The 24,247-nt window shown below is 68.5% G+C and carries 24 protein-coding genes; 4 read left to right on the top strand and 20 right to left on the bottom strand.

The genetic code is table 11. The annotated features are described in order from the left end of the window. Nucleotides 1-7: 7 nt before the first annotated feature. The 8 genes from pcaD to V5F49_RS15170 form a co-directional block, all read right to left on the bottom strand. Nucleotides 8-802, bottom strand: coding sequence for a 3-oxoadipate enol-lactonase (gene pcaD, locus V5F49_RS15205; protein ID WP_394117108.1), 795 nt, complete (start codon nucleotides 800-802; stop codon nucleotides 8-10). A 120-nt stretch (nucleotides 803-922) separates the two neighbouring features. After that, a complete protein-coding gene (gene catA / locus V5F49_RS15200) occupies nucleotides 923-1,852 on the bottom strand; it encodes a catechol 1,2-dioxygenase (RefSeq protein ID WP_394117107.1) in 930 nt (309 codons plus the stop codon). A gap of 68 nt (nucleotides 1,853-1,920) precedes the next feature. Further along, entirely contained in the window at nucleotides 1,921-2,211 is a 291-nt protein-coding gene (gene catC / locus V5F49_RS15195; RefSeq protein WP_394117168.1) for a muconolactone Delta-isomerase, read from the bottom strand. Nucleotides 2,212-2,307: 96 nt separating this feature from the next. Further along, nucleotides 2,308-3,642, bottom strand: coding sequence for an MFS transporter (locus tag V5F49_RS15190; RefSeq protein WP_394117106.1), 1,335 nt, complete (start codon nucleotides 3,640-3,642; stop codon nucleotides 2,308-2,310). 72 nt (nucleotides 3,643-3,714) lie between these two features. Continuing rightward, entirely contained in the window at nucleotides 3,715-4,740 is a 1,026-nt protein-coding gene (gene benC, locus V5F49_RS15185) for a benzoate 1,2-dioxygenase electron transfer component BenC (RefSeq protein WP_394117105.1), read from the bottom strand. 32 nt (nucleotides 4,741-4,772) lie between these two features. Then, nucleotides 4,773-5,261 carry a benzoate 1,2-dioxygenase small subunit gene (gene benB, locus V5F49_RS15180; protein WP_394117104.1) on the bottom strand — a complete coding sequence of 163 codons (489 nt, stop codon included), beginning with the start codon at nucleotides 5,259-5,261 and terminating at the stop codon, nucleotides 4,773-4,775. After that, nucleotides 5,258-6,616: a Rieske 2Fe-2S domain-containing protein gene (locus V5F49_RS15175; protein ID WP_394117103.1), complete on the bottom strand. Its 1,359-nt coding sequence runs from the start codon at nucleotides 6,614-6,616 to the stop codon at nucleotides 5,258-5,260. Before V5F49_RS15175 ends, benB begins: the two co-directional genes overlap by 4 nt. Before the next feature lie 105 nt (nucleotides 6,617-6,721). Continuing rightward, on the bottom strand, nucleotides 6,722-7,906 hold the full coding sequence (locus V5F49_RS15170; RefSeq protein WP_394117102.1) for a muconate/chloromuconate family cycloisomerase: 1,185 nt from the start codon (nucleotides 7,904-7,906) through the stop codon (nucleotides 6,722-6,724). Between the two features lie 163 nt (nucleotides 7,907-8,069). On the opposite strand from V5F49_RS15170, the gene V5F49_RS15165 reads away from it, so the two are divergent. After that, the gene (locus V5F49_RS15165) at nucleotides 8,070-9,011 is read left to right on the top strand and encodes a LysR family transcriptional regulator (RefSeq protein ID WP_394117101.1); all 942 of its coding nucleotides are present in this window, start codon (nucleotides 8,070-8,072) and stop codon (nucleotides 9,009-9,011) included. 50 nt (nucleotides 9,012-9,061) lie between these two features. Here the strand turns inward: V5F49_RS15165 and benD are convergent, their stop codons facing one another. From benD to V5F49_RS15150, 3 genes are all read right to left on the bottom strand, one after another. Beyond that, nucleotides 9,062-9,865, bottom strand: coding sequence for a benzoate diol dehydrogenase BenD (gene benD / locus V5F49_RS15160; protein ID WP_394117100.1), 804 nt, complete (start codon nucleotides 9,863-9,865; stop codon nucleotides 9,062-9,064). Between the two features lie 84 nt (nucleotides 9,866-9,949). Then, on the bottom strand, nucleotides 9,950-11,302 hold the full coding sequence (locus V5F49_RS15155) for an MFS transporter (RefSeq protein ID WP_394117099.1): 1,353 nt from the start codon (nucleotides 11,300-11,302) through the stop codon (nucleotides 9,950-9,952). A 553-nt stretch (nucleotides 11,303-11,855) separates the two neighbouring features. Then, complete coding sequence (locus tag V5F49_RS15150; protein ID WP_394117098.1) at nucleotides 11,856-12,617, bottom strand: IclR family transcriptional regulator domain-containing protein; 762 nt, start codon at nucleotides 12,615-12,617, stop codon at nucleotides 11,856-11,858. 140 nt (nucleotides 12,618-12,757) lie between these two features. Between V5F49_RS15150 and V5F49_RS15145 the strand changes: the two genes are divergently transcribed. Genes V5F49_RS15145 through pcaF form a run of 3 tightly spaced genes read left to right on the top strand, consistent with a single transcriptional unit; the run spans nucleotide 12,758 to nucleotide 15,372 of the window. Further along, on the top strand, nucleotides 12,758-13,480 hold the full coding sequence (locus tag V5F49_RS15145) for a 3-oxoacid CoA-transferase subunit A (protein WP_394117097.1): 723 nt from the start codon (nucleotides 12,758-12,760) through the stop codon (nucleotides 13,478-13,480). Then, nucleotides 13,477-14,160 carry a CoA transferase subunit B gene (locus V5F49_RS15140; protein ID WP_394117096.1) on the top strand — a complete coding sequence of 228 codons (684 nt, stop codon included), beginning with the start codon at nucleotides 13,477-13,479 and terminating at the stop codon, nucleotides 14,158-14,160. The genes V5F49_RS15145 and V5F49_RS15140 overlap by 4 nt, the downstream gene beginning before the upstream one ends. Before the next feature lie 9 nt (nucleotides 14,161-14,169). Then, nucleotides 14,170-15,372 (top strand): 3-oxoadipyl-CoA thiolase, encoded by a 1,203-nt coding sequence (gene pcaF / locus V5F49_RS15135; protein ID WP_394117095.1) that lies wholly within the window; start codon nucleotides 14,170-14,172, stop codon nucleotides 15,370-15,372. Between the two features lie 74 nt (nucleotides 15,373-15,446). Here pcaF and V5F49_RS15130 read toward each other — a convergent pair whose 3' ends face one another. The 9 genes from V5F49_RS15130 to V5F49_RS15090 form a co-directional block, all read right to left on the bottom strand. After that, on the bottom strand, nucleotides 15,447-16,010 hold the full coding sequence (locus V5F49_RS15130; RefSeq protein ID WP_394117094.1) for an NADPH-dependent FMN reductase: 564 nt from the start codon (nucleotides 16,008-16,010) through the stop codon (nucleotides 15,447-15,449). 45 nt (nucleotides 16,011-16,055) lie between these two features. Continuing rightward, nucleotides 16,056-16,343 (bottom strand): YciI family protein, encoded by a 288-nt coding sequence (locus V5F49_RS15125; RefSeq protein ID WP_394117093.1) that lies wholly within the window; start codon nucleotides 16,341-16,343, stop codon nucleotides 16,056-16,058. Between the two features lie 82 nt (nucleotides 16,344-16,425). Then, complete coding sequence (locus V5F49_RS15120; protein WP_394117167.1) at nucleotides 16,426-17,412, bottom strand: sugar ABC transporter substrate-binding protein; 987 nt, start codon at nucleotides 17,410-17,412, stop codon at nucleotides 16,426-16,428. 66 nt (nucleotides 17,413-17,478) lie between these two features. Further along, nucleotides 17,479-18,459 carry an ABC transporter permease gene (locus V5F49_RS15115; RefSeq protein WP_394117092.1) on the bottom strand — a complete coding sequence of 327 codons (981 nt, stop codon included), beginning with the start codon at nucleotides 18,457-18,459 and terminating at the stop codon, nucleotides 17,479-17,481. Beyond that, on the bottom strand, nucleotides 18,456-19,421 hold the full coding sequence (locus tag V5F49_RS15110) for an ABC transporter permease (protein ID WP_394117091.1): 966 nt from the start codon (nucleotides 19,419-19,421) through the stop codon (nucleotides 18,456-18,458). Before V5F49_RS15110 ends, V5F49_RS15115 begins: the two co-directional genes overlap by 4 nt. Beyond that, a complete protein-coding gene (locus V5F49_RS15105) occupies nucleotides 19,414-20,952 on the bottom strand; it encodes a sugar ABC transporter ATP-binding protein (RefSeq protein ID WP_394117090.1) in 1,539 nt (512 codons plus the stop codon). Before V5F49_RS15105 ends, V5F49_RS15110 begins: the two co-directional genes overlap by 8 nt. An 8-nt stretch (nucleotides 20,953-20,960) precedes the next feature. Beyond that, nucleotides 20,961-22,364 (bottom strand): FAD-linked oxidase C-terminal domain-containing protein, encoded by a 1,404-nt coding sequence (locus V5F49_RS15100; protein WP_394117166.1) that lies wholly within the window; start codon nucleotides 22,362-22,364, stop codon nucleotides 20,961-20,963. A gap of 78 nt (nucleotides 22,365-22,442) precedes the next feature. Then, entirely contained in the window at nucleotides 22,443-23,324 is an 882-nt protein-coding gene (locus tag V5F49_RS15095; protein WP_394117089.1) for an intradiol ring-cleavage dioxygenase, read from the bottom strand. Continuing rightward, complete coding sequence (locus tag V5F49_RS15090; RefSeq protein WP_394117088.1) at nucleotides 23,321-24,238, bottom strand: NAD(P)-dependent oxidoreductase; 918 nt, start codon at nucleotides 24,236-24,238, stop codon at nucleotides 23,321-23,323. The genes V5F49_RS15095 and V5F49_RS15090 overlap by 4 nt, the downstream gene beginning before the upstream one ends. Nucleotides 24,239-24,247 lie beyond the last annotated feature (9 nt).

The following is a 24,247-nucleotide window of genomic DNA, read 5'->3' as shown; positions in this document are numbered from 1 at the left end:
GGGCGGCTCAGCCGGCCAGGAAGTCGAGCAGTTCCGCATTGAACGCCTGCGCGGATTCGATGTTGACGATATGGCGGCCGGGCAGCGAGACATGCCGGCCCCGCGCGACGTGATCGGCGATGAACTGCAGGTCGGCGGGCGGGCAGACCGGATCGTCGTCGCCCGAGATGGCGAGCACCGGATTGTCGATGCGGCCGATCTCGGCGCGCAGGTCCGCACCCGCGAGCGCGGCGCAGCAGCCTGCATACCCCTCCGGGTCCACCTGCGCGAAGGTGGCGAGGATGTCGTCCACCTGCGCAGGATGGGCGGCGCGAAAGGCAGGGGTGAACCAGCGCTCGGCGGTTGCGGCGGTGAGCGGGGCAAGCCCGCCCTCGCGGACGGCATCGATGCGCGCCTGCCAGCTTTCGGAAGTGCCGATCCGCGCCGCCGTCGCGCACACGACGATCCTGTCGAACCGCGCCCCGGCATGGATGCCCAGCCACTGCCCGGTCAGCCCGCCGATGGACAGGCCGCAGAAATGCGCGCGCGCGATCCCGAGCGCGTCCATCAGCGCCAGGAGGTCACCGCCGAGATCCGCCAGCGCATAGGGCGGCGGCGCGGTGGTGGACCGACCGTGGCCGCGGCAATCGACGCGCAGCACGCGGAACTGGCCCGCCAGCGCGCGTGCCTGTGGCTCCCACATGCCGAGGTCGGTGCCGAGGGAATTGCAGAAGAGCAGCCACGGCGCGTCCGCCGCGCCCGGAAGGGCGTCGATGCGGTAGCGCAGCCGGTGCGTGGGCCGCTGAAGGAAAGCGTCGGTCATGCTCGCGCTCCACCCGCCGAGACGGCGGACGGGCGGCCAGCGCTCCGGCCGGAGCGGCGACCACCCGTCGTTGAGACCACTTGGCGGCAGCGATCGCGCGCTGCCGCCATCCGGGACGGCTCAGGCCGCGGCGCGGGCGCGCTCGACGATCTGGTTGTCCTTGCCGGCGACCTTCGGGGTCAACTCGATGTTGAACTCGATGTCGCGGTAGGCATCTTCCTCGAAGCCCACGGCCTGTCCACCGGCGCGCTCCACCACGTGCGGGATCAGCCCCTCGCGGGTGGCGAAGGCGAAGTCGTCCCAGATCAGCGGGTCACCCTCGATGTTGAACTGCGTCGTCAGCTTGCGGAACGCGTCCGTGGTGACGAAGAAGTGCACATGCGCCGGGCGGTTGCCGTGGCGGTTGAGCTGGTTCAGCAGCGTCTGCGTCGCGCCGGAGGGCGGGCAGCCGTAGGAGGCGGGCATCCGGGTGAGCACCTCGTAGCGGCCGTCGGCGCCGGTGCGGATGGCGCCGCGCAGGTTGAACTCGCTTTGCCGGCCGGTGGGGTCGAAGTGCGAGTAGAAGCCCTTCGAATCCGAGTGCCACACCTCCACCAGGGCGTCGGCGACCGGCGCTCCGTCCGGACCGGTGACGATGCCGTGGATGCGCAGCGGTCCGGCATCCGGATCGGGGTTCTTGTCGAGCCGCGCCCTGCTCTTCTGCTCAGGGGCGCCGGCCACGTAGAGCGGGCCCTCGATGGTGCGCGGGGTGCCGCCGGTGATGCCCAGCGCCGCGTCCTCGGCATCGAGCCGCATGTCGATGTAGTGCTCGAGGCCGAGGCCGGCCGCCAGCAGCGCCGCCTCGTTCTCGGAGCCGAGCTTGTTGAGGTAGTTGATGCCGACCCACACCTCGTCCGGCGTCATGTCGAAATCTTCGATGGTCTTGAACAGGTCGGACATGATGCGATGCACGATCTTCTTCGCCCGCTCGCTGCCGCCCGCTCCGTCCAGATTGGCAACAACCCGCAGGAAGTCCTGCACATCCTTGCCACCGAAAATCTTCACGCTCATCCTTGTATCCTCCACTCGATTAGGTTTGGCGGGGGTCTTCAACACGCCCTTCACGCCAGTTGGGCAGATCAGGTGTCGTCGTCGCGGATCGACGAGGGATGCCGGCACAGCGGCGTCACCGAAATCTTCATGTAGGGAAACAGCGGAAGACCGACGAGAATGTCGTGCAGCTCGGTGTTGTCCTTCACGTCGAAGATGCTGTAGTTCGCGTATTCACCCGCGATCCGCCAGATGTGGCGCCATTTTCCGCTGCGCTGCAGATCCTGCGAGTAGGCTTTCTCGCGGGCCTTGATCTCATTCGCGACGTCCGCCGGAAGATCCATCGGCAGGTTTACGTCCATGCGCACATGAAAGAGCATTTCGCCCATGTCCTCTTGATGGGGTGACGGCCTGAGGCAGGCCATCCCGGAAAAACCCGCGGCGGACCATCCGGCGCCGCCGCGGGGTCGTGGCCTTCAGGCCGCGGCAACCGCCGCCACGGCGGCCGTGCGGCGTGCGTTGTTCACCGCGAACACCAGCATGGCGATGGCGGAGAGCGCGGCGGGAATGGCGAACATCAGGAAGTTCTGCTGCAGCGAGAGGTGCTGATCCAGCAGCACGCCGCCCAGCGTCGGCCCGACGATGGCGCCGATGCGGCCGACGCCCGAGGCCCAGCCGAGCCCGGTGGAGCGCACCGACAGATTGTAGAGCTGCGCCACGCTGGCATACAGCAGGATCTGCGTGCCGATGGTGGTGGCGCCGGCGATGAAGACCATCACGAACAGCACCGGAGCCGGCAGGCCGAAGCCGATGAGCGCGATGGAGACGGCGGCCGTGGTGAAGAAGGCGACCACCACCCGCGGCAGCCCGAAGCGATCCCCCAGCCGCCCGCCCAGGATCGCCCCCAGCATGCCGCCGAAGTTGAGCGAGAACAGGCTGAGGAGGCTCGCCTTTTCGGCGTAGCCGACTTCCTGGAGCACCTTCGGCAGCCAGGACGACAGCAGGTACACCAGCAGCAGGCAGCAGAAGAAGGACATCCACAGCATGACGGTGCTGACCGCGCGCTGATGGCGGAACAGCTCGAGCACCGAGGCCGACGCGCTCTTCACCTCATTGAACACGAGGCGGTCCTCGGCCCCCAGCCGGGCCCCGGGCGCAACCTTCGCCCAGATCGCCCTGGCCTCTTCCTGCTTGCCCTGGCGGACGAGGAAGCCGAGGGATTCCGGCAGCTTCCACAGCACCAGCGGCAGCAGCAGCAGCGGCACGGCGGCGATGAAGAACATGGGCTTCCAGCCGAACTGCGGAATGAGCCCGATGCCGAGGCCGGCCGCCACCATGCCGCCCACCGAATAGCCGGAGAACATCACGGCCACCATGGTGCTGCGCAGGCGCTTGGGCGCGTACTCGTTCATCAGCGCGACCGCATTGGGCATCAGTCCGCCGCAGCCGAGGCCGGCGATGAAGCGGAAGATGCCGAACTGGGTCGGCGAATTGGCGAAGCCGGCCAGCAAGGTGGAGGTGGTGAACAGGAGGAAGCAGATGGCGATGCCCTTCTTGCGGCCGATCTTGTCCGCGAGCGGGCCGAACACCAGGGCGCCGAACATCATGCCGAACAGCGCCCACGCCTGGAGGGCGCCGGCCTGCGGCTTGCTCAGGCCCCATTCCACCATCAGCGCCGGCAGGACGGTGCCGGCCACGAAGACGTCGTAGCCGTCGACAACCAGCAGCAGGCCGCACAGCGCCGCCACCATCCATTGGAACCGTCCGAATGGCGTGCTGTCGATCGCCTCGGCAATGTCGATGTTTCGCATGTCTGTTCCTCCCCGGGTGCTTTTGCACATTGATTGGGGGTGGCCCGTTCCGTCAGGCCACCGTATTCGCCGTCATGCGCTCTCCTTCAGCGGCGCATTCGGCGTGAATTTTTCGTAGTGGAAGCAGTTGGGCGTGATGCCCGTCTCGTCGAAATACCGGCGCACGGCATCGACCATCGGCGGCGGCCCGCACAGATACACGTCGGGCGCCGCGTCGCGCAGCATGTCCTGCGGCATGTACTGCGTCACCCAACCCTTGCGCGGGTGAGTGGATGCCGCGTCCGCCACCACCGTGGTGAAGCCGAAGCCGGGCAGGCGCGCGGTGTAGGCCTCCAGCGCCTCCACCAGCACGAGGTCGAGATCGCGCGTCACGCCATAGACCAGATGGATCCTCTGCTGCGAGCCGGCGCGGGCCAGCACCTCCAGCATGGACAGGAACGGCGCAAGGCCGGTGCCACCGGCGAGGAACAGCAGCGGCGCGCGGGTCTCGCGCAGGTAGAAGCTGCCCAGCGGACCGGTCAGGCTGAGCCGGTCGCCGGCCTTCGCGCGCGCCAGCCACCCGCTCATCAGGCCGCCGGGGATCATCTTGATCAGGAAGCTGATCCGCCCTTCGCCGGGGGCCGAGCTGAAGGAATAGGACCGGTTGAGGCCGCTGCCGGGCACGTCGATGTTGACGTACTGTCCGGGCAGGAACGCCGGCGCGGCGCCCTCCACGTCGAGGTCGAGCACCACCGCCGCATCGTTGTGCAAGCTCACCTGCGCCACCGTCGCGGCGAACTTCTGCTGGCCGGTCTTGCACGCGAGCGAGGTCACCGGAACGTTGATGACGCAGTCGCTCGACGGCACCATCTGGCAGGTGAGCACGAGACCCTGGGCGGCCTCGTCCGCGGTCAGCGCGTCGTCGATGTAGTCGCTGCCGAGATCGTATGCGCCGCTCTCGGCCCGGCACTTGCACGTTCCGCACACCCCATCGGAACAGTCCATGGGCAGGTTGATCTTGTTGCGGAACGCAGCATCGAGCAGCTTCTCGCCGTCCTTGCAATCGATGAAGCGGGTGACGCCGTCCTCGAAGTTCAGCGCGATGGTGTGGCTGGACATGGAACTCTCCCTAGGCCCGGAACCGATGCCTGTCAGACGTGATAGACATCGATGACCTGGCGGATGTAGTCGTTCTTCAGAACGATCTTCTTGCTCGCGATGAGGATCTGCCCGTCGGCTTCGCGCAGGGTGGCGAACACGGTGCCGAAGAACTGGTCGGTGACCTTGTAGCGATGGCTCAGGGTGTGGAAATTGTATCTGAGGTCCACCGCGTCGGGGCGCTCCGCCAGCACTTCCACATTGGTCACGTTGTGGCTGGTGCGCGGCTCTGGCGTGGAGGCGCCCGAGCGCTCCGTCTTGATGCGGAAGACGCGATCCTCGAGACCGTCGCGATCGGGATAGTAGATCAGCGAGATCTGCGACTGCGGGTCTTCCGTGATCCTGTCGTCATCGTCCCACGCCGGCATCCAGTAGGTGACGTCCGGCGCATAGCAGGTGAGCCACTCGTCCCACTGGCGATCGTCGAGCAGGCGCGCCTCGCGGTAGAGAAAGGCGCGGGCGGCTTCCAGGGAAATGCTCATGCGACGTCTCCGTTCGCGTTGGAGGAGACGGCAGCGCGCATCACCTTGGCCCAGTATTCGTGCTGGCGGACGAACAGACCCTCGTCCTCGCTGCGCTCGCCGGACAGCAGCGGGCGCAGGCCCATCCTGCGGGCATTGTCGTCGGGCCCCTCGATCCACAGCGGCGCGCCGCGCGAGAGGTCGTTCCACAGCGCGGAGATGCCGGCGTAGCCCTGCTGGCAGGCGCGGAACTCCTCGAGGTCATCGGACGTGCCCATGCCGGACACGTTGAAGAAATCCTCGTACTGGCGGATGCGGATGGCCCGGTCTTCCGCGCTCTCGCCCTTGGGCGCGAAGCAGAAGATGCTGATCTCGGTCTGGTCCACGCTGATGGGGCGCGCGACGCGGATCTGCGTGCTGAACTGGTCCATCAGGAACACGTTGGGATACAGGCAGAGATTGCGCGTCTGGTTGACGATGAAGTCCGCCTTCTCCGGACCCACGCGGGCCGCGATCTCCTCGCGGTGGCCGTACACGGGGCGCACCTCCGGGTTCATGGTGTTGGTCCACAGCAGGATGTGGCCGTTGTCGAAGCCGTAGACGCCGGCGACCGAGCGGCTCCAGCCGTTGGCATCGACCGCCTTGGTCCCCTCCACCTTGCGGCGCCCCATGGTGGCCGCATAGTTCCAGTGCACCGAGCTGACGTGGTAGCCGTCGCACCCGTTCTCCATCTGGAGCTTCCAGTTGCCGTCATAGATGTAGGACGAGTTCCCGCGCAGGACCTCGAGCCCGTTCGGCGACTGGTCGACGATCTGGTCGATGATGACCTTCGTCTCGCCCAGATAGTCCAGGAGCGGCGCCACGTCCGCCTTCAAGCTGCCGAACAGGAAGCCGCGGTAGTTCTCGAAGCGCGGCACACGCTTGAGATCATGGGATCCATTCTTGGCGAACTGGGGCGGATACTGGGTGGTCTTCTCGTCCTTCACCTTCAGGAGCTTGCCGGTGTTGGAGAAGGTCCAGCCGTGGAACGGGCAGGTGAAGCTGCCCTTGTTGCCGTGCTTGCGCCGGCACAGCGTGGCGCCGCGATGCGCGCAGGCATTGATGACGGCGTGAAGCTCGCCGGTCTTGTCGCGGGTCACCACCACCGGCTGACGGCCGATGTAGGTGGTGTAATAGTCGTTGTTCTCCGGGATCTGGCTTTCATGCGCCAGATAGACCCAGTTGCTCTCGAAGATGTGCTTCATCTCGAGCTCGAACAGGTCTTCATTGGTGAAGATGTCGCGTCGGCAGCGGAAGATGCCGGCGTCCTTGTCGTCCTGCACCGCGGTGGCGAGCAGGGCGTCGAGGTCCCTCTCTTTTTCGGCACTCGCTGACATCGTGGTCCTCCCTCGAGATGGTGCGCTCCGATCGGTGGCGGGCGGGCTGCCCGGATCGTCGCAGGCTGCGCGTTTGCGCTGTTGCTTGAGCCCGTGGCGCCGTCGCTAGACGGCGACGCTGGTGGTCTTGCGGGGGCGATCCCGCGTGAAGAACGCCACCCGGTCCTCATCGAGCGTGATGCCGAGGCCCGGCCCGGCCGGGACGGTCAGCTCGAAGTCGCTGTAGTCCAGCGGGGTGGCGAGGATTTCCTCGGTCAGCAGCAGCGGGCCGAACAGCTCGGTGCCCCACTGGAGGTTGACGAAGGTGGAAAACAGCTGGGCCGAGGCGATGGTGCCCACCGCGCCTTCCAGCATGGTGCCGCCGTAGAGCCCGATGCCGGCCGCGTCGGCGATCGCCGCGACGCGCTGGGCGCCGAACAGGCCGCCGCTCTGCTCGATCTTGATGGCGAACACGTCGGCGCCGGCGACCCGGGCGATCTCGAACGCGCTCTCGGGCCCCTGCAGGGATTCATCCGCCATGAGCGCTACCGGGAAGCGCCGCACGAGGCGCCCCAGCGCCGCGGCGGAGGCCACCGGCTGCTCGACCAGCTCGCAGCCGGCATCGGCGAGCGCGGCCATGCCGTAGGCCGCCTCGGTCTCGCTCCAGGCCATGTTCACGTCGACGCGCACCGCGCCGCGGTCGCCCAGCGCGCGCTTGATGGCCGCCACATGGGCCACGTCCGCCGCCGGGGCGCGGGAGCCGATCTTCAGCTTGAAGATGCGGTGGCGCCGCAGCTCCAGCATCTTCTCCGCCTCGGCGATGTCCTTGGCGGTGTCGCCCGAGGCCAGCGTCCAGGCCACCGGCAGGCGGGCCCGCAGGCGGCCGCCGAGCAGTTCGCTGACCGGCTGGCCGAGCCGCTTGCCGTGCGCGTCCAGCAGGGCGGTTTCCACCGCGCTCTTGGCGAAACGGTTGTCCTTCACCATCTTGCCGATGCGCAGCATCACCGCCCGCACCGCGGTGGCATCCTGCCCCACCATGAGCGGCGCGAAATAGGTATCGATCGCGAGCTTCATGCCCTCGGGGCTCTCGCCGCCATAGGCGAGGCCGCCGATGGTGGTGCCCTCGCCGATGCCCACCACGCCATCGCTGCAATGCACCCGCACCAGCATCAGCGTCTGGCCGTTCATGGTGGCCACCGACAGCTTGTGCGGCCGGATGGTCGGCAGATCGACCAGCGCCGTCTCGACCCGCTCGATCACGGGGTTCAGGGGCGAGGCCGTCGGGATGGCATGGGGGAAGGTCGCGTTCATGGCGCCACCTTGCGTCGAAGCGGGTGTTTACGTCCAAAACCTTTTGTGTTTGTAATCATGCATTCAGGGTATCATAGCCGAAAAAATGCAATGAAACGGCACCTTCCCGCGCCGCAACATACCAAGAATAGCGTCAATTTTTCGCGCGGATCGGAGCAACAGCATGGACCTTCGCCAGCTTCGCTACTTCGTCGCGGTTGCGCGCGAGCGCAACTTCACGCGCGCCGCCCAGATGCTGCACATCGCCCAGCCGCCCCTGAGCCGGCAGATCCAGGCGCTGGAGGACGAGCTGGGCGTGGCCTTGCTGATCCGCAACAGCCGCCCGGTCCGCCTCACCGAGGCCGGCCGCCTGTTCTACGAGCAGGCGATGCAGGTGCTCGGCCGGGTGGAGCAGATGCGCGCGGCGACGCGGCGGGTGGGGCTCAACCAGAACAGCGTGCTGTCCATCGGCTTCGTCGCCTCCACGCTCTATGGCGGCCTGCCCTCGCTGGTGCGCAAGCTGCGCCACCGCGCGCCGGACATCGAGATCCAGGTGCTGGAGATGGCTTCGGTGCAGCAGATCCCGGCCCTGAAGGAGGGGCGTATCGATGTCGGCTTCGGCCGGCTGCATCACACCGATGCCGGCGTGGTGGGGATCGTGCTGCGCGAGGAGCGGCTGGTGGTGGCGATCCCCAAGGGCACGCCGCTGGCGCAGGAGCGCGGCCCCCTGCCCGTCTCGGCCCTGACGGGGCAGAAGCTGATCGTCTATCCCAAGGAGCCGCGCCCGGGATATGCCGACCAGGTGCTGAACCTGCTGCACGGTCACGATGCGCGGCCGGCGGAGGTGCAGGAGGTGCGGGAGATCCAGACCGCGCTCGGCCTCGTCGCCGCGGAAAGCGGGCTGTGCGTCATCCCCTCGTCGGCGCGGCAGATGCGCAGCGACGTGCATTACCGCCTGCTGGAGGGCGAGCGGGCCACGTCTCCGGTCATTCTCTATCACCGGGTGGGCGACAACTCGCCCTACATCGATCTGGTGAAGGAGCTGATCAAGGAGATGTACGCGGAGAACCCGCCCTGGTTCAGCGCGGAGCACAACCTGCCCACCCGCCCGTCCTTCGCGGAATAGGGCGGGCGGGACCGTCGCCCAAGGGTGTCCCTAGCCCTGCAAGGGCGTCCCTAGCCCTGGTCGCCGCCGCCGGCCGGAATGACGGTGCCGGTGATGTAGGCGGCCTCGTCCGAGGCGAGGAACAGGATGGGGGCGGAAATCTCGCTGAGCTCGCCGTAGCGTCCGAGATGGGTGGCCCGGATGGTCTGCTCGACCACCTCCTGCCGCCAGACCTCGTCCCGCGCCGAGATCGGATCGGTGCCGCGCGGCACGCGGCGGGGCGGGGCCGTCACGCCGCCGGGCGCCACCGCATTCACCCGGATGCCGGTCCCCGACAGCTCGAAGGAGAGCGAGGCGGTCAGCGCGTTCACGCCGCCCTTGGCGGCCGAATAGGGGATGCGGTTGATGCCCTTGGTGGCGATGGACGAGACGTTGACGATGGCGCCGCGCCCGCGGGCCAGCATGTACGGCAGAACGGTGCGGCAGCCCCACAGGGTGGGGAACAGGGAACGGCTGATCTCGGCTGCGATCTGGCGCTCGTCGAACTCCTGGAACGGCTGCATCCAGATGGCGCCGCCGACGTTGGTCACCAGCACGTCGATCTTGCCGAAGGCGGCATCGGCGCGCTGCATGACGCGTTCGTTGCCGGCGTAGGTCTCCAGATCCTCCACCATGGCCACCGCGCGGCCGGGACCGTGCGCGGCCTCGATGGCGGCGGACACCTCCTCGACGATGGGCGAGCGATCGACCACCAGCACGCTGCCGCCCTCGGCGGCGGCATCCAGCGCAACCTGCTTGCCCACGCCCTGCGCCGCGCCGGTGACGATCAAGCTCTTGCCCTCGAAGCGTCGAGAGCGGACGCTCTGGTCTGACACGTGTTTCCCCTTCGCCTGACAATGTTCGTGAAGGGACCGGGCGCGCCCGCAGAGGCGCCCGGTCCGTCCGGCGGCGCCGGTGTGCTAGTGGGTCGCGGCCGGGACGGCGGCGTCCTCGCGGGCGGTGGTGCGCACCGTGAGCGTGGCCAGCGCCGCGAGCGCCAGCGGGATCGCCAGCGTCATGAAGTAGCCGGACGGTCCGGCCCCCGACAGCAGCTGCCCACCGATGGCCGAGCCGACGATGGCGCCGGAGCGGCCGATGCCGATGCCCCAGCCGGTGGCGGTGGCGCGCAGCTGGGTCGGATAGGCGTTGGCGATGAGATAGTTCAGCACCAGCTGCTGGCCGCCGATGCCGAAGCCCGCCAGCGCGATCAGCGTGAACACCACCGGCCAGCGGTCGCCGGCAAGGCCGAGGCCGATCGCCACCGCGATGCCCACCAGGAACATGAAGGACAGCAGCTTGCGCGGGTCCACCTTGGGCAGGAACGAGGACAAAGGAAGCGCCATGGCGATGAAGGCGGCATTGACCGTCACGGTGCCGTAGGCCGCCTGCGCCTTCTCGAGGCCGAGCGTGGTGAGCGCGGTCGGCAGCCACTGCAGCAGCAGGAACCAGGCGATCCAGTTGAACAGGTAGATGGCCGAGATCGCCAGCGTCACGGAGCGGTAGCGGGCCTCGAACAGGCCGGCGATGGAGGCGCCGTGCTCCACCTTGGCGGGGCTGACGAGTTCCACGTCGGCCGGGATGGTCTGGCCGGTCATCTGCTGCAGCAGGCGCCGCGCGGTGCCCTGATCGCCCGCCTTGTTGCGGGAGACGAGGAAGGCCGGCGATTCCGGCAGCAGGAAATGGATCACCACCAGCAGCGCGATGGGCAGCGCGCCGCCCAAGAGGAAGATGCCGCGCCAGCCGAGCACCGGCAGCCAGCTCGCCGCGATGAGGCCGCCGAGCATGGCGCCGGCGGGCAGGCCGAGCAGCACGGCGGTGATCATGATGCCGCGCTTGGGGGCGGTGCTGTACTCGCCGGCGAGGGCGAGCACGGAGGGCGTCGCCCCGCCCATGCCGAGGCCGATCAGGAAGCGCAGCACGATGATCTGCGTCGGCGAGGTGGCATAGGCGCCGGCGAGCGAGAAGACGCCGAACAGCGCCACCGCGATCATGATCGCCTTGCGACGCCCGAACCGGTCGCCGAAGCTGCCGAGGCCGATGGCGCCGATGGCCATGCCGATGATGCTCGCGGTGATGACCCAGGTCATGTCCGCCGGCTTCATCTGGAAGTCCTGCGCGATCGCCGGCCCGATGAAGGCGATCGACTGGGTATCGAAGCCGTCGAGCAGGGCGATGACGAAGCACAGGGCGACGACGGCCCAGCGACGGCCGGTCATGGACCCGGCGTCGATGATCTCCTTGACGTCCCGCGTCAGCGGAAGGCGGTTTGGCATGTGGTTTCCTCGATGGGTCTGTGTTCGTTGGTGATCGCCGGCGCGCAGTCCGGGGGCTGCCTTCGCCGGCGACGGGGACGCAGGATGCTCGCGACGCGCCACCGGGGTCCGCGCACTGCGGCGCAGGCATCCGGAAGCACTCCGGCCGCGTGGGGACCCGACCGGTGTGATGCAGGGGAAGCGGACCTGCCCGCGCGCATCTCGCGCCTCAGGCCCGGCCAGCGGGTCGATCGCCGGCAGTCTTCCTCCCGGCGCCGGCCGCTGTGTTCTGGGCCGGGAGGCATCACCGCCTTCGGCCGGGGTATCGTCCCCAGCGTGAAGCTATACGCCCAAAGCCGCATTCTCTAAGATCAAGTCGGTATATTTTTATACTTATTCAGTATCGAGGCAGCCCGTTCAACGCATGGTTGCCACAGTTCATTTATCAATATTGCATCGCAACATATAAATCTCTGTCCGCCCGCCTGTCCGGCCGGGGATGGACGGGCCAGCGGCGCGATGCCGGGTGGGCGCAGCAGTCGCGCCGCGGGCCCGCAGCCCGAACGGTGGGCGCCTAGCGCAGGATCTTGCGGATCTCCCCCTGCACGCGGGTGAGCGCGGGCAGATAGCGCGTCACCAGCGTCTGCGGATCGCCCGCATGGGCCGGCAGGCCGAGGTTCAGCGCCGCCACCGTCACGCCGCGCGCATTGAGCAGCGGCACGGCGATGGACCGCAGGCCGAGCTCCACCTCCTGGTCGATCACCGCATATCCCTGATCTCGGACGATACGCACCTGCGCCATCACCGCGTCCGGATCGGTCAGCGTCAGCGCGGTGCGCGCCGGCAGCGGCCGGGCGTGCAGGCGACGGAGCGCCTCCGTCTCCGGCAGCGCGCCGAGCAGCACCCGCCCCATGGAGGTGCAGTAGGCCGGCAGGCGCGAGCCGGGCATGAGAGCGATGGACATCACCTTGCGCTGCGCCGCGCGCGCCACATAGACGATCTCGTCCTCATCCAGGATCGACACCGACGAGCTTTCGTCCAGCTCTTCGGACAGGCGGTCCAGCCAGGGCTGCACCATGTGCGGCAGCGGCATCGCGGCAAGGCAGGCTGTGCCGAGCCGCAGCACCCGCGGGGTGAGGGTGAAGAACTTCCCGTCGTAATCGGCATAGCCCAGATGCGCGAGCGTGAGCAGGCAGCGCCGCGCCGTCGCCCGGTCGAGCCCGCTGGCCGCCGCCACCTCGGCGATGGACTGGCGCGGCCGCTCCACCGTGAAGGTCTCGATCACCTGAAGCCCCTTGGCGAGGCCGCCCATGGTGTCGCGCTGGCTGATGCTCATGGCCGGCGCCTCCCCGCGCCCTTTCGTGCGATATACGAACAAATATCCTATATCGCACAAATCCCGTTGCCGTCGAGCGGGCCGTTTCCTATTCCTCGATCATCGGAAACGAACGCCGGCACGGCGCAGCAGAGACATCCATGGACAAGACGATCGCCACACTTGAGGCGGCGGTGGCCGACATCGGCGACAACGCCACGGTCATGATCGGCGGTTTCGGCGGCTCCGGCGCGCCGATCGAGCTGATCCACGCCCTCATCGACCGCTTCGTGAAGACCGGCTCTCCGCGCAACCTCACGGTGGTCAACAACAACGCCGGCAACGGCCATGTGGGCCTCGCCGCGATGATCGAGGTGGGGATGGTGGGCAAGCTCATCTGCTCCTTCCCCCGCTCGGCCGACCCGCGCGTCTTCACCGAAAAGTATCTCGCGGGCGAGATCGAGCTGGAGCTGGTGCCGCAGGGCACGCTGGCCGAGCGCATCCGCGCGGGCGGGGCCGGCATCCCGGCCTTCTTCACCCCCACCTCGTTCGGCACCGACCTCGCCAACGGCAAGCCGACCGCCGAGTTCGAGGGCCGCTCCTACGTGCAGGAGCGCTGGCTGAAGGCGGATTTCGCGCTGGTGAAGGCGCACCTCGGCGACCGCCACGGCAACCTCACCTACAACAAGGCCGCCCGCAACTTTAACCCGCTGATGTGCATGGCGGCGCGCCAGGCCATCGTCCAGGTGTCGCAGGTGGTGCCCGCGGGCGACATCGACCCCGAGCACGTGGTCACCCCCGGCATCTTCGTCTCGCGGGTGGTCGAGGTGCCGAACCCCGCTCAGGAAGAGCTGCTGAACCGCGCCGGAGCAACCTATCCATGACCGCCAGCGACGACATCAAGCTCTCGAATGCCCAGATCGCCTGGCGCGCGGCGCAGGACATCGCCGATGGCGCCTATGTCAATCTCGGCATCGGCTTCCCCGAGATGGTGGCGCGCTATCAGCCGCCCGGCCGGGACGTGATCTACCACACCGAGAACGGCATCCTCGACTTCGGCGAGGCCCCGCCCCAGGGCGAGGAGGACTGGGACATCATCAACGCCGGCAAGAAGGCGGTGACGCTGAAGCCCGGCTCCGCCATCTTCCACCACGCCGACAGCTTCGCCATGGTGCGCGGCGGCCATCTCGACGTCGCCATCCTCGGCGCCTACCAGGTGGCGCAGAACGGCGACCTCGCCAACTGGAGCGTCGGCGCCAAGGGCGTGCCGGCGGTGGGCGGGGCCATGGACCTCGTGCACGGCGCCAGGCGCGTCGCGGTCATCACCGAGCACGTCACCAAGTCCGGCGAGCCCAAGCTGCTGGACCGCTGCACCCTCCCCCTCACCGGGGTGGGGTGCGTCACGCGGGTCTACACCAGCCTTGCGGTCATCGACATCGAGGACGGCCGCTTCGTGCTGCGCGAGAAGCTGCCCACCATCACGCTCGAGAAGCTCCAGTCCCTCACCGGGGCGGAACTCGTCATCGCCGGCCCCGTGGCCGACCTCATCGTCCCCCAGCTCTAGGAACACGCAATGAAGGACGTCTTCATCTGCGACTATGTCCGCACCCCCATCGGCCGCTTCGGCGGCACGCTGTCCTCGGTGCGGGCCGACGATCTCGGCGCGGTGCCGCTCAAGGCGCTCATGGCGCGCAATCCAGGCGTCGATTTCGGCGCCGTGGACGATGTGATCTTCGGCTGCGCCAACCAGGCGGGCGAGGACAATCGCAACGTCGCCCGCATGTCCCTGCTCCTCGCCGGCCTGCCGGTCACCGTGCCGGGCACCACCATGAACCGGCTGTGCGGCTCGGGCATGGATGCGGTCATCACCGCCGCCCGCGCCATCAAGGCGGGCGAGGCCTCGCTGATGATCGCCGGCGGCGTGGAATCCATGTCGCGCGCGCCGTTCGTCCTGCCCAAGGCGGAGAGCGCCTTCTCGCGCCATGCGGAGATCCACGACACCACCATCGGCTGGCGCTTCGTGAACCCGCTGATGAAGGCGCAGTACGGCGTGGATTCCATGCCGGAGACCGGCGAGAACGTGGCCGAGGACTTCGCGATCAACCGCGCCGATCAGGATGCCTTCGCCCTGCGCTCGCAGGCCAAGGCGGCGGCGGCGCAGGCGAACGGACGGCTGGCGCGGGAGATCGTCCCCGTCACCATCCCCCAGCGCAAGGGCGATCCCGTCGTCGTGGAGCGGGACGAGCACCCGCGCGCCACCACCATGGAGGCGCTGGCCAAGCTCCCCACCCCGTTCCGCAAGGGCGGCACGGTGACGGCGGGCAATGCCTCCGGCGTCAATGACGGCGCCGCCGCGCTGATCCTCGCCGACGCGGAGACCGCGGCGAAGTATGGCCTCACCCCCATCGCCCGCGTGCTGGGCGGGGCGGCTGCGGGCGTGCCGCCACGCATCATGGGCATCGGCCCCGCGCCGGCCTCCAAGAAGCTGATGGCGCGCCTCGGCCTCACCCCGGCCGACTTCGACGTGATCGAGCTGAACGAGGCGTTCGCCTCCCAGGGCCTCGCCACCCTGCGGGACCTCGGCATCGCCGACGACGATGCGCGGGTGAACCCGAACGGCGGCGCCATCGCCCTCGGCCATCCGCTCGGCATGTCGGGCGCCCGCATCACCGGCACCGCGGCGCTGGAACTCTCGCTCACCGGCGGCAAGCGCTCTTTGAGCACCATGTGCATCGGCGTCGGCCAGGGGATCGCCATCGCCCTCGAACGGGCCTGAGCCAGCCTTTCTTCGAGGCAGGAAACGCAGCGGCGAGGGGCCATGCCTCTCGCCGCTGCCGTTTTGGGGGAGTGTCAGCGCAGCCGCTCGGTCCACGCCGCGAGGGCGGTGAGCAACTGGCGGATGAAGTCAGCGGTGGCCTCGTCGGTCAGGGCGCCATTGGCGTCGAACTTGGTCTGGGCGGCGCCGATCATCACCTCCGGCTTGTTGACCGGGAAGGCGTTGAGGAACACCAGCATCTGTCGCAGCTGGTACTGCGCCCGCGCGGTGCCGAGAACGCCCATGCTGGCGCCCATGATGGCCACCGGCTTGTTGTCGAACGGCTGGTTCGGCGGGCGCGAGGCCCAGTCGATTGCGTTCTTGAGCACCCCGGGGATGGAGTAATTGTATTCCGGCGTCACGAACAGCACGGCGTCGGCCGCAGTCAGCTGGGCGCGGAAGCGCTCCACCTCGGCCGGATAGCCGGCGAGGCGCACGTCGTCATTGTAGTGCGGCAGGTCGCCGATCTCGGCGGTCTCGATGCTCATGCCCTCGGGGGCGAGCTCGATCGCCGCCCGGAGGGCCGCCGAATTGTACGAGCCCTTGCGCAGGCTGCCGGAAATACCCAGAACCCGGATCGGGCGGGCGTCGCTGGACATGTGTCGTCTCCGTTGATGGTCGGATGGTCGGGGCGGCCACGGCCCTCAGCCCTGGCGGCGCAGGAAGCCGGCGATGGTCACGCGCGCCCAGATGCCGGCCTTGTGGAACGGGTCGGCGGCGTTGAACGCCTCGGCCGCCGCGCGGTCGGGCGCCTCGATCAGGAACAGGCTGCCGATCATGGTCGCGCCGTCGTCCGCCACCAGCGGGCCGGACATGACGATCTTCACCCCGAGCGCCGAGGTATCCGACAGGAAGGCCTTGTGCGCGTCGTAGTTGGCGAGGCGGGCGTCGAGCGCCCCCTCCCGGTCGACGGCGTGGATGGCGAACAGCATCAGATGGGCTCCTTGCAGACGGGGCGGCATCTCTCCCGGATGCCGCCCCGTCGATGGTGAACAGTATCAGCCGAAGGCGACGTCAGTTGGTCTTGGTCGGCGTCTTGGTGGCCATGGCCGCCGCGTCGGTCCAGCTCGGGCAGGCGCGGGCCTCCAGCGGCACGTCGTAGGGCTGGTAGTTGGAGGCGTTCACCACGGTAGGCTTCAGCACCACCTCGCCCACGATCGGCTCGTTGCGCAGGGCGCGGATGGCCACCATGGTGCCGATGCAGCCCTGCACGAAGCCGTTGTAGTCGCCGGAGGCGAGCAGCTTGCCGGACTTGATGGCGTCCACCGCCTCCTTGGTGCCGTTGATGCCGATGGTCTTGGCCTTGCGGTTGGCGCCGTCCAGCGCCTCGATGGCGCCGATGGCCATGGCGTCGTTGGCGGCGAGCACGCCGTCGATCTGCGGGTGGGACTGCATCAGGTTCTCCATCACCTGCAGGCCCTGCAGGCGCTGGTAGTTCGCGGGCTGGCTCGCCAGCAGCTTCACGTCCTTGAACTCCTTGATGGCGTCGTTGAAGCCGCGCACCCGGTCGATGGAGGTGAGCGAGCCCTTCACGCCCTCCAGGATCACCACATTGCCCTTGCCGCCCATCTCCTTCAGCAGGTAGCGCGCGGTCTCAAGGCCGAGGGAGTAGTCGTCGGCGCCGACGAAGGCGAGGAACTTGCCGCCGGCCGAGCGGTCGGTGACGTTCACCACCGGGATCTTCGCCTCGTTGATGAGCTCGACGCCCGGCACCATGGCCTTGTAGTCCACCGGCACGAAGACGATGGCGCTCGGCTTCTTGACGATGACGTCCTCGATCTGGCTGAGCTGCTCGGGGATCGAGTCCGGCTTGGTGGGGATGTAGTGCACCACCTTCGCGCCCAGCGACTTGGCCGCCGCCTCGGCGCCGACGCGCACCGTCTGGAAATAGGGATTGGTCTGGTTCTTGGTGAAGACCGCGATGGTCTCGTCGGCGGCCAGCGCGCCGGTGGACAGCAGGGCCACCGGCAGGGCGGCGGCGAGCATCTTCAGCTTCGACATCTTGAGCTTCGACATGGGTGTTCCTCCAGTATTTGCGCTTTGCTTGTTTGGTATCGCAATTACGCGTCAGGCCCGGGAGCGCCTGCGGCCGACCATGTCGAGCCACACGGCGAAGATGACGATCACGCCCGTCACCAAAGGCTGCCAGCTGGCGTTGACCGCGAGCAGGTTCATGCCGTTCAGCACCAGCGTCAGGATCAGCGCGCCGACGAAGGTGCCGAACACGCTGCCCACGCCGCCGAACAGGGAGGCGCCGCCGATCAGCACCGCCGCGATGGCCGGCAGCGTCATGGCCTCGCCGATGTCGCCCTCGGCCGAGTTGAGCCGGGCGAGGAAGACGATGGAGGCCACGCCCGCCATGGCTCCGGAGAAGGCGTAGACCAGGATCAGGCGGCGATCGACCGGGATGCCGGTGAGCCGCGCCGCCACCGGATTGGCGCCGATGGCGTAGATCTGCTGCCCCCACACGGTGCGCTGCGCGAACACGGCGCCGGCGACGAGGAAGCCGACCATCAGGTAGACCGGGATCGGGATGCCGAGGAAATAGCCCGAGCCGATCTGCCGGAACCCGGCGGGGAAGCCGTGAATGGTCTCGCCGCCCATGTAGTAATAGGTCATTCCGTGCAGCACCCACAGCATCCCGTAGGTGGCGATGAAGGAGGGGATGCGCAGCTTCGCCACCATCAGCCCGTTGCAGATGCCGATGGCGCAGCCGGTGGCGAGCCCCGTCAGCGTGCCCAGCACCGGCGAGCCGGTGGCCTTGATGACGGTGGCCGCGAGGCAGGCGGACAGCCCGATGTTGGCGCCCACCGAGAGATCGAGTCCGCCGGTGAGGATCACCAGCGTCAGGCCCGAGGCGAGGAAGAACAGGAGGCTCGCCTGCCTGAGCACGTTGAGGATGTTGTTGGCGGTGAGGAAGGCTTCCGTCGCGACGCTCAGCGCCACGCACAGGAGGCCTGCCGCCAGCAGCCGGTACAACAGCTGCTGCATGTCCTTGGAGAGGTGGATGCGGGGCGTGCCCGCGGAGATGTCGCCGGCGAGGCTCATGACTTGTGGCTCCGCATGCCGTCGAGGAAGAGGGCGAAGATGACGAGGGCGCCGATGCAGGCCACCTGCACCGAGGAGGGCACGGCCATGAGGTTCAGCCCGTTGCGCAGCACGCCGACGGTGAGCACGCCCATGAGGGTGCCGAAGATCCAGCCGTTGCCCTTCTCGAACGAGGTGCCACCCAGCGCCACCGCGGCGATGGCGTCGAACTCCATGCCGATGGCGGCGGTGGGATGGCCGGCATTCATGCGCGCCGTCATCAGCAGCGCCGCGACGCCGGCCATGGTGCCGCCCAGCATGTAGACGGCGATGAGCATGCGCCGCCATTTCACCCCGGCCAGCGTCAGCGCATCGCGGTTGCCGCCGAGCGCGCAGATGTAGGTGCCGAAGCGGGTGTGGTAGAGCAGCACGTGGAACAGGGCATAGAAGCCTGCGCCGATGAGGATGGGCGTCGGGATGCCCGCCACCTCGCCGGAATAGACCTGCCGCACGAAGCGCGGGATGCCCACCACGCTCTGCCCGTCGGACACGATGAGCGCGAGGCCCTGCGCCGCGCCGAGCGTGCCCAGCGTGGCGACGAACGGCGGGATGCCGAGCACCGCCACCAGCCAGCCGTTGGCGAGGCCAAAGGCAAGGCCCACCCCCAGCGCGCCGGCAAGCCCGAGCACCAGCGATTGCGTCGCCACCACGATCAGCGCCAGCACCAGCGAGGCGAGGGTGAGCACCGCGCCCATGGAGAGGTCCAGCCCCTCCGTCATGATGATCAGCGTCATGGGCAGGGCGAGGAGCAGCAGGATCACCGACTGCACGAGCACGTTGGAGAGGTTGCCGGCGGTGAGGAAGCCGGGGCTCGCCACCGCGAACAGCACGCCGAGGCCGACGAGCGCCACCGCGACGCCGGGCACGGCCGGGATGCGTGCCCGCGCGGAGCCGGGGGCGGAGGAAAGGGCGTGGTCACTCATCGTGCATCCCCATTCGGACGATGTTTTCCTCGGAGAGATCGGCGCGCGACAGCTCGCCGACGATGCGCTTGCCGCGCATGACGTAGGCGCGGTCGCAGACATGGACGATCTCCGCCTGCTCGGAGGAGATCATGAGCACCGCCGCCCCTTCGGCCACGAGCTGGTCGATGAGGGCGAAGATCTCGGATTTGGCGCCGACATCGATGCCACGGGTGGGCTCGTCGAAGATGAACAGGCGGGTGCCGGCGGCGAGCCACTTGCCGATCACCACCTTCTGCTGGTTGCCGCCGGAGAGGACGGCGACGCTCTGGTTCGGCGAGGGGGTGGCGATGCGCAGGCGCTGGATCAGCTCCTCCGCCGAGCGCCGCGCCTTGCCGGGCGAGAACACCATGTTCGGGAACAGCTTGGGCAGGCCCGCCACGGCCAGGTTGTCGCTGACCGTGCGGATGAGGGCGAGACCCTCGGTCTTGCGGCTTTCGGGGATGAGGCCCACCCCGGCGAAAGCGGCCACATCGGGCCCGCCGCTCCTGGCCTTGCCGAAGATGCGGACCTCGCCGGCGGTCACCTCGTCCGCGCCGAAGATGGCGCGCGCCACCTCCGTGCGGCCGGAGCCGACGAGGCCGCACAGGCCCACGATCTCGCCGGCGCGGAGCTTCAGGTCGATGTCGCGGATGCCGTTGCTGGAAGAAAGCCCCTTCACCTCCAGCACCACCTCGCCCGGCTCGGTGGCGAAGCGGCGGGGGTAGGACATGTCGACGTTGCGGCCGACCATCATCCGCACCAGTTCGTCGGGCGATGTCTCGCCGGGCAGCGCGCGGCCCACCAGCTTGCCGTCGCGCAGCACCGTGATGCGGTCGCCGAGGGCGAACACCTCGGCCATGCGGTGGGAGATGTAGACGATGGCGACGCCCTTCGCCTGCAGCTGGCGCATCACCTCGAACAGGCGCTCGGTCTCGCGGTCGGAGAGCGCCGCGGTGGGCTCGTCCATGACGAGGATGCGCGCGTCCTGGGACAGCGCCTTGCCGATCTCCACCATCTGCTGCTGGGCGACGCCGAGAGCGTGCACCTTGGTGCGCGGGTCCACGTCGAGGCCGATAAGGTCCAGCACCTTCTGCGCCTCGCGATAGAGGCGGCGTCGGTCCATGAGGCCGGGGATGCGCGAGGGGAACTCGCGGCCGAGGAAGATGTTCTGCGCCACGTCGAGATACGGGACGAGGGAGAATTCCTGGAAGATCACGGCGATGCCGAAGCGCCGCGCGTCGGCCGGGTTGCGGATCTCCACCCTCTCGCCGTTGTGGAAGTATTCGCCGGCATCCGCCTGATAGGCGCCGCACAGAACCTTCATCAGCGAGGATTTTCCCGCGCCGTTCTCGCCGAGGAGCATGTGCACCTCGCCCGGCCAGACGGCGAACGACACGTCGTCCAGCGCCTTCACGCCGGGAAAGGTCTTGGAGATGCCCTTCAGCTCCAGAAGCGGGGTGCCGGGCACGGCCGGAGGGGCGGCCGGCTCGAGGCGAGGCGTTGTTGCCATGACCGCCCTCATGGTGCGTCTCCTTGGTTGGGCTTCGGCCGGAAGATCTTGCCGGGATTGAGGATGCCGTCGGGGTCGAGCGCGCCCTTCACGAGCCGCATCACGTCCACCGCATCGCCGAGCTCCAGGGTGAGGAAATCCATCTTGCCGATGCCGATGCCGTGCTCGCCGGTGCAGGTGCCCTCCAGCGCGATGGCGCGGCGGGCGAGGCGGTCGCAGAAGGCCTTGGCGCGGGCGAGCTCCTCGGCGCTTGCCGGATCAAGAAGCACGAGAAGGTGGAAGTTGCCGTCGCCCACATGGCCGACCACCGGGGCGATGAGGCCGCTCTGTTCGATATCGGCCGCGGTCTCCACCAGGCATTCGGCGAGGCGGGAGATGGGCACGCACACGTCGGTGATCATCGCTTTCGCGCCGGGACGCAGCGCCAGGCCGGCGTAAAGCGTGTTGTCACGCGCGTGCCAGAGGCGGCTTCTCTCCTCCGGGGTCGTCGCCCACTGGAAGCCCTCGCCGCCGAACTCCGCCGCCAGCGCCTGCGTCGTCTCCGCCTGCTCGGCCACATAGGCCTTGGAGCCGTGGAACTCGAAGAACAGGTGCGGCATCTCGGGCAGGCCGAGCTTGGCGTGCAAATTCATGCCGCGCATCATCACCGCGTCGAGCAGCTCCACCCGCGCCACCGGCACGCCGGACTGGATGACGGCGATGGCCGTGTCCACGGCGGCCTTCAGGTCCGGGAAGGCGCACACGGCGGAGGAGATGGCCTCCGGCTGCGGATGCAGCTTCAGGGTCACCTGCGTGATGATGCCGAGCGTGCCCTCCGCCCCCACGAACAGGCGGGTGAGGTCGTAGCCGGCTGCCGACTTGCGCGCCCTTTGCGCGGTGCGGATGACGCGGCCGTCGGCCAGCACCACCTCCAGCGCCAGCACGTTGTCCTTCATGGTGCCGTAGCGGACCGCCATGGTGCCGGAGGCCCGCGTGGAGGTCATGCCGCCGATGGAGGCGTCGGCCCCCGGATCGATGGGGAAGAACAGGCCGGTGTCGCGCAGCTGGGCGTTCAGCTGCTTGCGGGTGATGCCGGGCTGGACGGTGACGTCCATGTCCTCCGCATTCACCCGCAGCACGGCATTCATCCGCCCCATGTCGAGGCAGACGCCGCCGTGGAGCGCCGCCGCATTGCCCTCCAGCGAGGTGCCGGCGCCGAACGCCACCAGCGGCACCTTCATGTCGCGGCACAGGCGGACGATGGCCTGCACCTCCGCGGTGGTCTCGGGGAACACCACCACGTCCGGCGGCGGCACGGCGTGATAGGCTTCACTCCGGCCATGGTCGGCGAGCACGCCGGGGGCGCGGGTGGCCCGCTCGCCGACGATCTCGACGAGCCGTGCCAGGACGGCATCCATGGGCCGGCCGCCGATGGGCATATGGGCAGACATCTCTTCCTCCCTCCGCGCGCGTCCCGTTGGCCGGGCTTTCCTGCGCGAGACCTTTGTGCGTTACGCCGCCCGCGAGGCCGCCGCAGCGGCGGGGTTGAGGCGGAAATCATAGGTGAGCCGGCACCACGGCCGGTCCATCACCCGCCCGTCCGGCGCCGGTCCGGCCGGCTGCACGGTGAAGTCGCGGATGAGCGAATCCTTCACGCCGAACACGGAATCGCTGTCGAGATAGGGGTCGCCGGCGACGAACACATGGGTCACGAGCTTCTCGTGGCCGGGCGCCTCGATCATGAAGTGCACATGGGCCGGCCGCCACGGATGGCGCCCCTGCGCCTCCAGCATCTTGCCCACCGGCCCGTCGTGCGGAATGGGATAGGCGGCGGGCTTGATGGACCAGAAGGAGAACCGGCCCTCATCGTCGGTGCGCAGGCGGGCGCGGGCGACGAGGCCGTCCTCCTCGTGCTGCACGTCGTAATAGCCGTCCACGTCGGAATGCCAGACATCGACGATGGCATTGGCGAGCGGCGTGCCGTCCAGCGTCGCGACCGAGCCGGAGACATACATGGGCTCGCCTTCGAGGTGCCCGGAAATGTCGGTGCCGCAGGCCACCTCGGGCGGCCCCTCCACATAGAAGGGACCGAGCACGGTGCTTTCGGTCACCGCGCTCTGGTGATCGTGGGTGATGGCGTCCACCAGCATGGAGACGCCGAGCGTGTCCGAGAGGAGAATGAATTCCTGCCGCGTGCCGGTGCACATGTGGCCGGTGTCGGTGAGGAAGGCGATGCCCTTCTCCCACTCGGCCTGGGTGGGGCGCACCTCGCGGATAAAATCGTGCAGGTGGCGCACCAGCGCCTCGCTGATCTGGCGGGTGCGGGCATCCGGCGCGTTGGCGACGCGCTCCAGCACCGCCTGCGTGATGGAAAACTGATCGAAATTCCTCATGCGAGCCTCCCGTCGTTCTTGTCGAGATTGGGCTCGCTCAGGCCGGCGAGCCATTCCGCGAGGCGGACCGTGGCGATGAAGTCCGTCTCCCCATCGCCGCGCCCGATGAGCGCGCCGTAGATCTCCCGCGTGAGGGTGGCCAGCGGCATGGCCATCTCGGCGGCATGGCCGGCCCCGACGATGAGGTCGAGGTCCTTGGCCATCTGCCGGCAGGAGAAAGTGGAGTTGAAATCGCGCGTCTCAAGGCTCTTGGCCTTGTAGTGGACCATGGGCGAGCCCACCGCGCTGTTGGTGAGCACGTCGAGGATGTCCTGCCAGGCAAGGTTCCCCTTGCGGGCGAGCACGATGCTCTCGCCCATCATCGCGGCGGAGACGGCGATCATCAGGTTGACCGCCAGCTTGGCGTAGCGGGCCTCCTCGGCAGTGCCGAGATACTTCTGGGCGCGGGTGAAGTCCTGCGCCGCCGGCAGGAAGCTCTCGTACGCCTCGCGCGGGCCGGAGACGAAGCAGGTGAGGTTGCCGGTGTGGGCGATGGCGGCATTGCCGGAGACCGGCGCGCGCAGATAAAGGATGCCCCGCCCTTCCGCCGCCTGCGCCAGCTCCGCGGAGATGGTGGGGCTGACGGTGGACGTCTCCACCAGGATCGCGCCCTTGCGCATCACCGCGAGCAGCGGCCCGTCCAGCGCCACGGCCCGCAGCGCCTTGTCGTCGGGCAGCGAGGTGAGGACGATGTCGCGGCCGGCCGCCTCTTCCAGCGTTGCGGCCGGCGTCACGCCGCCGCCGGCGGCCTCGGCGATGCGCTGCTGGTCGCGGTCGAAGCCGGCGATGTCGCGGCCGGCGCCGGCGAGGCGGGTGGCGATGGGCAGGCCCATCTTGCCGAGCCCGATCCAGCCGAGGGTTTGTGTTTCAGCCATCATCCTCTC

Origin of the sequence: Xanthobacter lutulentifluminis, assembly GCF_043194675.2 — a bacterium.
Taxonomy (GTDB): Bacteria; Pseudomonadota; Alphaproteobacteria; order Rhizobiales; family Xanthobacteraceae; genus Xanthobacter.
This window is presented reverse-complemented; position numbering and strand designations above follow the sequence as displayed.

What these genes read in the sequence shown, in the direction of transcription:
- V5F49_RS15155 (WP_394117099.1), bottom strand. Translation starts at nt 11,302, where the DNA reads ATGCCAAACCGCCTTCCGCTGACGCGGGACGTCAAGGAGATCATCGAC.
- pcaF (WP_394117095.1), top strand. Translation starts at nt 14,170, where the DNA reads ATGAAGGACGTCTTCATCTGCGACTATGTCCGCACCCCCATCGGCCGC.
- V5F49_RS15150 (WP_394117098.1), bottom strand. Translation starts at nt 12,617, where the DNA reads ATGAGCATCAGCCAGCGCGACACCATGGGCGGCCTCGCCAAGGGGCTT.
- catC (WP_394117168.1), bottom strand. Translation starts at nt 2,211, where the DNA reads ATGCTCTTTCATGTGCGCATGGACGTAAACCTGCCGATGGATCTTCCG.
- pcaD (WP_394117108.1), bottom strand. Translation starts at nt 802, where the DNA reads ATGACCGACGCTTTCCTTCAGCGGCCCACGCACCGGCTGCGCTACCGC.
- benC (WP_394117105.1), bottom strand. Translation starts at nt 4,740, where the DNA reads ATGTCCAGCCACACCATCGCGCTGAACTTCGAGGACGGCGTCACCCGC.
- V5F49_RS15175 (WP_394117103.1), bottom strand. Translation starts at nt 6,616, where the DNA reads ATGTCAGCGAGTGCCGAAAAAGAGAGGGACCTCGACGCCCTGCTCGCC.
- V5F49_RS15115 (WP_394117092.1), bottom strand. Translation starts at nt 18,459, where the DNA reads ATGAGCCTCGCCGGCGACATCTCCGCGGGCACGCCCCGCATCCACCTC.
- V5F49_RS15095 (WP_394117089.1), bottom strand. Translation starts at nt 23,324, where the DNA reads ATGAGGAATTTCGATCAGTTTTCCATCACGCAGGCGGTGCTGGAGCGC.
- V5F49_RS15110 (WP_394117091.1), bottom strand. Translation starts at nt 19,421, where the DNA reads ATGAGTGACCACGCCCTTTCCTCCGCCCCCGGCTCCGCGCGGGCACGC.
- V5F49_RS15130 (WP_394117094.1), bottom strand. Translation starts at nt 16,010, where the DNA reads ATGTCCAGCGACGCCCGCCCGATCCGGGTTCTGGGTATTTCCGGCAGC.
- V5F49_RS15165 (WP_394117101.1), top strand. Translation starts at nt 8,070, where the DNA reads ATGGACCTTCGCCAGCTTCGCTACTTCGTCGCGGTTGCGCGCGAGCGC.
- V5F49_RS15140 (WP_394117096.1), top strand. Translation starts at nt 13,477, where the DNA reads ATGACCGCCAGCGACGACATCAAGCTCTCGAATGCCCAGATCGCCTGG.
- V5F49_RS15145 (WP_394117097.1), top strand. Translation starts at nt 12,758, where the DNA reads ATGGACAAGACGATCGCCACACTTGAGGCGGCGGTGGCCGACATCGGC.
- catA (WP_394117107.1), bottom strand. Translation starts at nt 1,852, where the DNA reads ATGAGCGTGAAGATTTTCGGTGGCAAGGATGTGCAGGACTTCCTGCGG.
- benB (WP_394117104.1), bottom strand. Translation starts at nt 5,261, where the DNA reads ATGAGCATTTCCCTGGAAGCCGCCCGCGCCTTTCTCTACCGCGAGGCG.
- V5F49_RS15125 (WP_394117093.1), bottom strand. Translation starts at nt 16,343, where the DNA reads ATGCTGTTCGCCATCCACGCCGTCGACCGGGAGGGGGCGCTCGACGCC.
- V5F49_RS15170 (WP_394117102.1), bottom strand. Translation starts at nt 7,906, where the DNA reads ATGAACGCGACCTTCCCCCATGCCATCCCGACGGCCTCGCCCCTGAAC.
- V5F49_RS15120 (WP_394117167.1), bottom strand. Translation starts at nt 17,412, where the DNA reads ATGTCGAAGCTGAAGATGCTCGCCGCCGCCCTGCCGGTGGCCCTGCTG.
- V5F49_RS15105 (WP_394117090.1), bottom strand. Translation starts at nt 20,952, where the DNA reads ATGGCAACAACGCCTCGCCTCGAGCCGGCCGCCCCTCCGGCCGTGCCC.
- V5F49_RS15190 (WP_394117106.1), bottom strand. Translation starts at nt 3,642, where the DNA reads ATGCGAAACATCGACATTGCCGAGGCGATCGACAGCACGCCATTCGGA.
- V5F49_RS15090 (WP_394117088.1), bottom strand. Translation starts at nt 24,238, where the DNA reads ATGGCTGAAACACAAACCCTCGGCTGGATCGGGCTCGGCAAGATGGGC.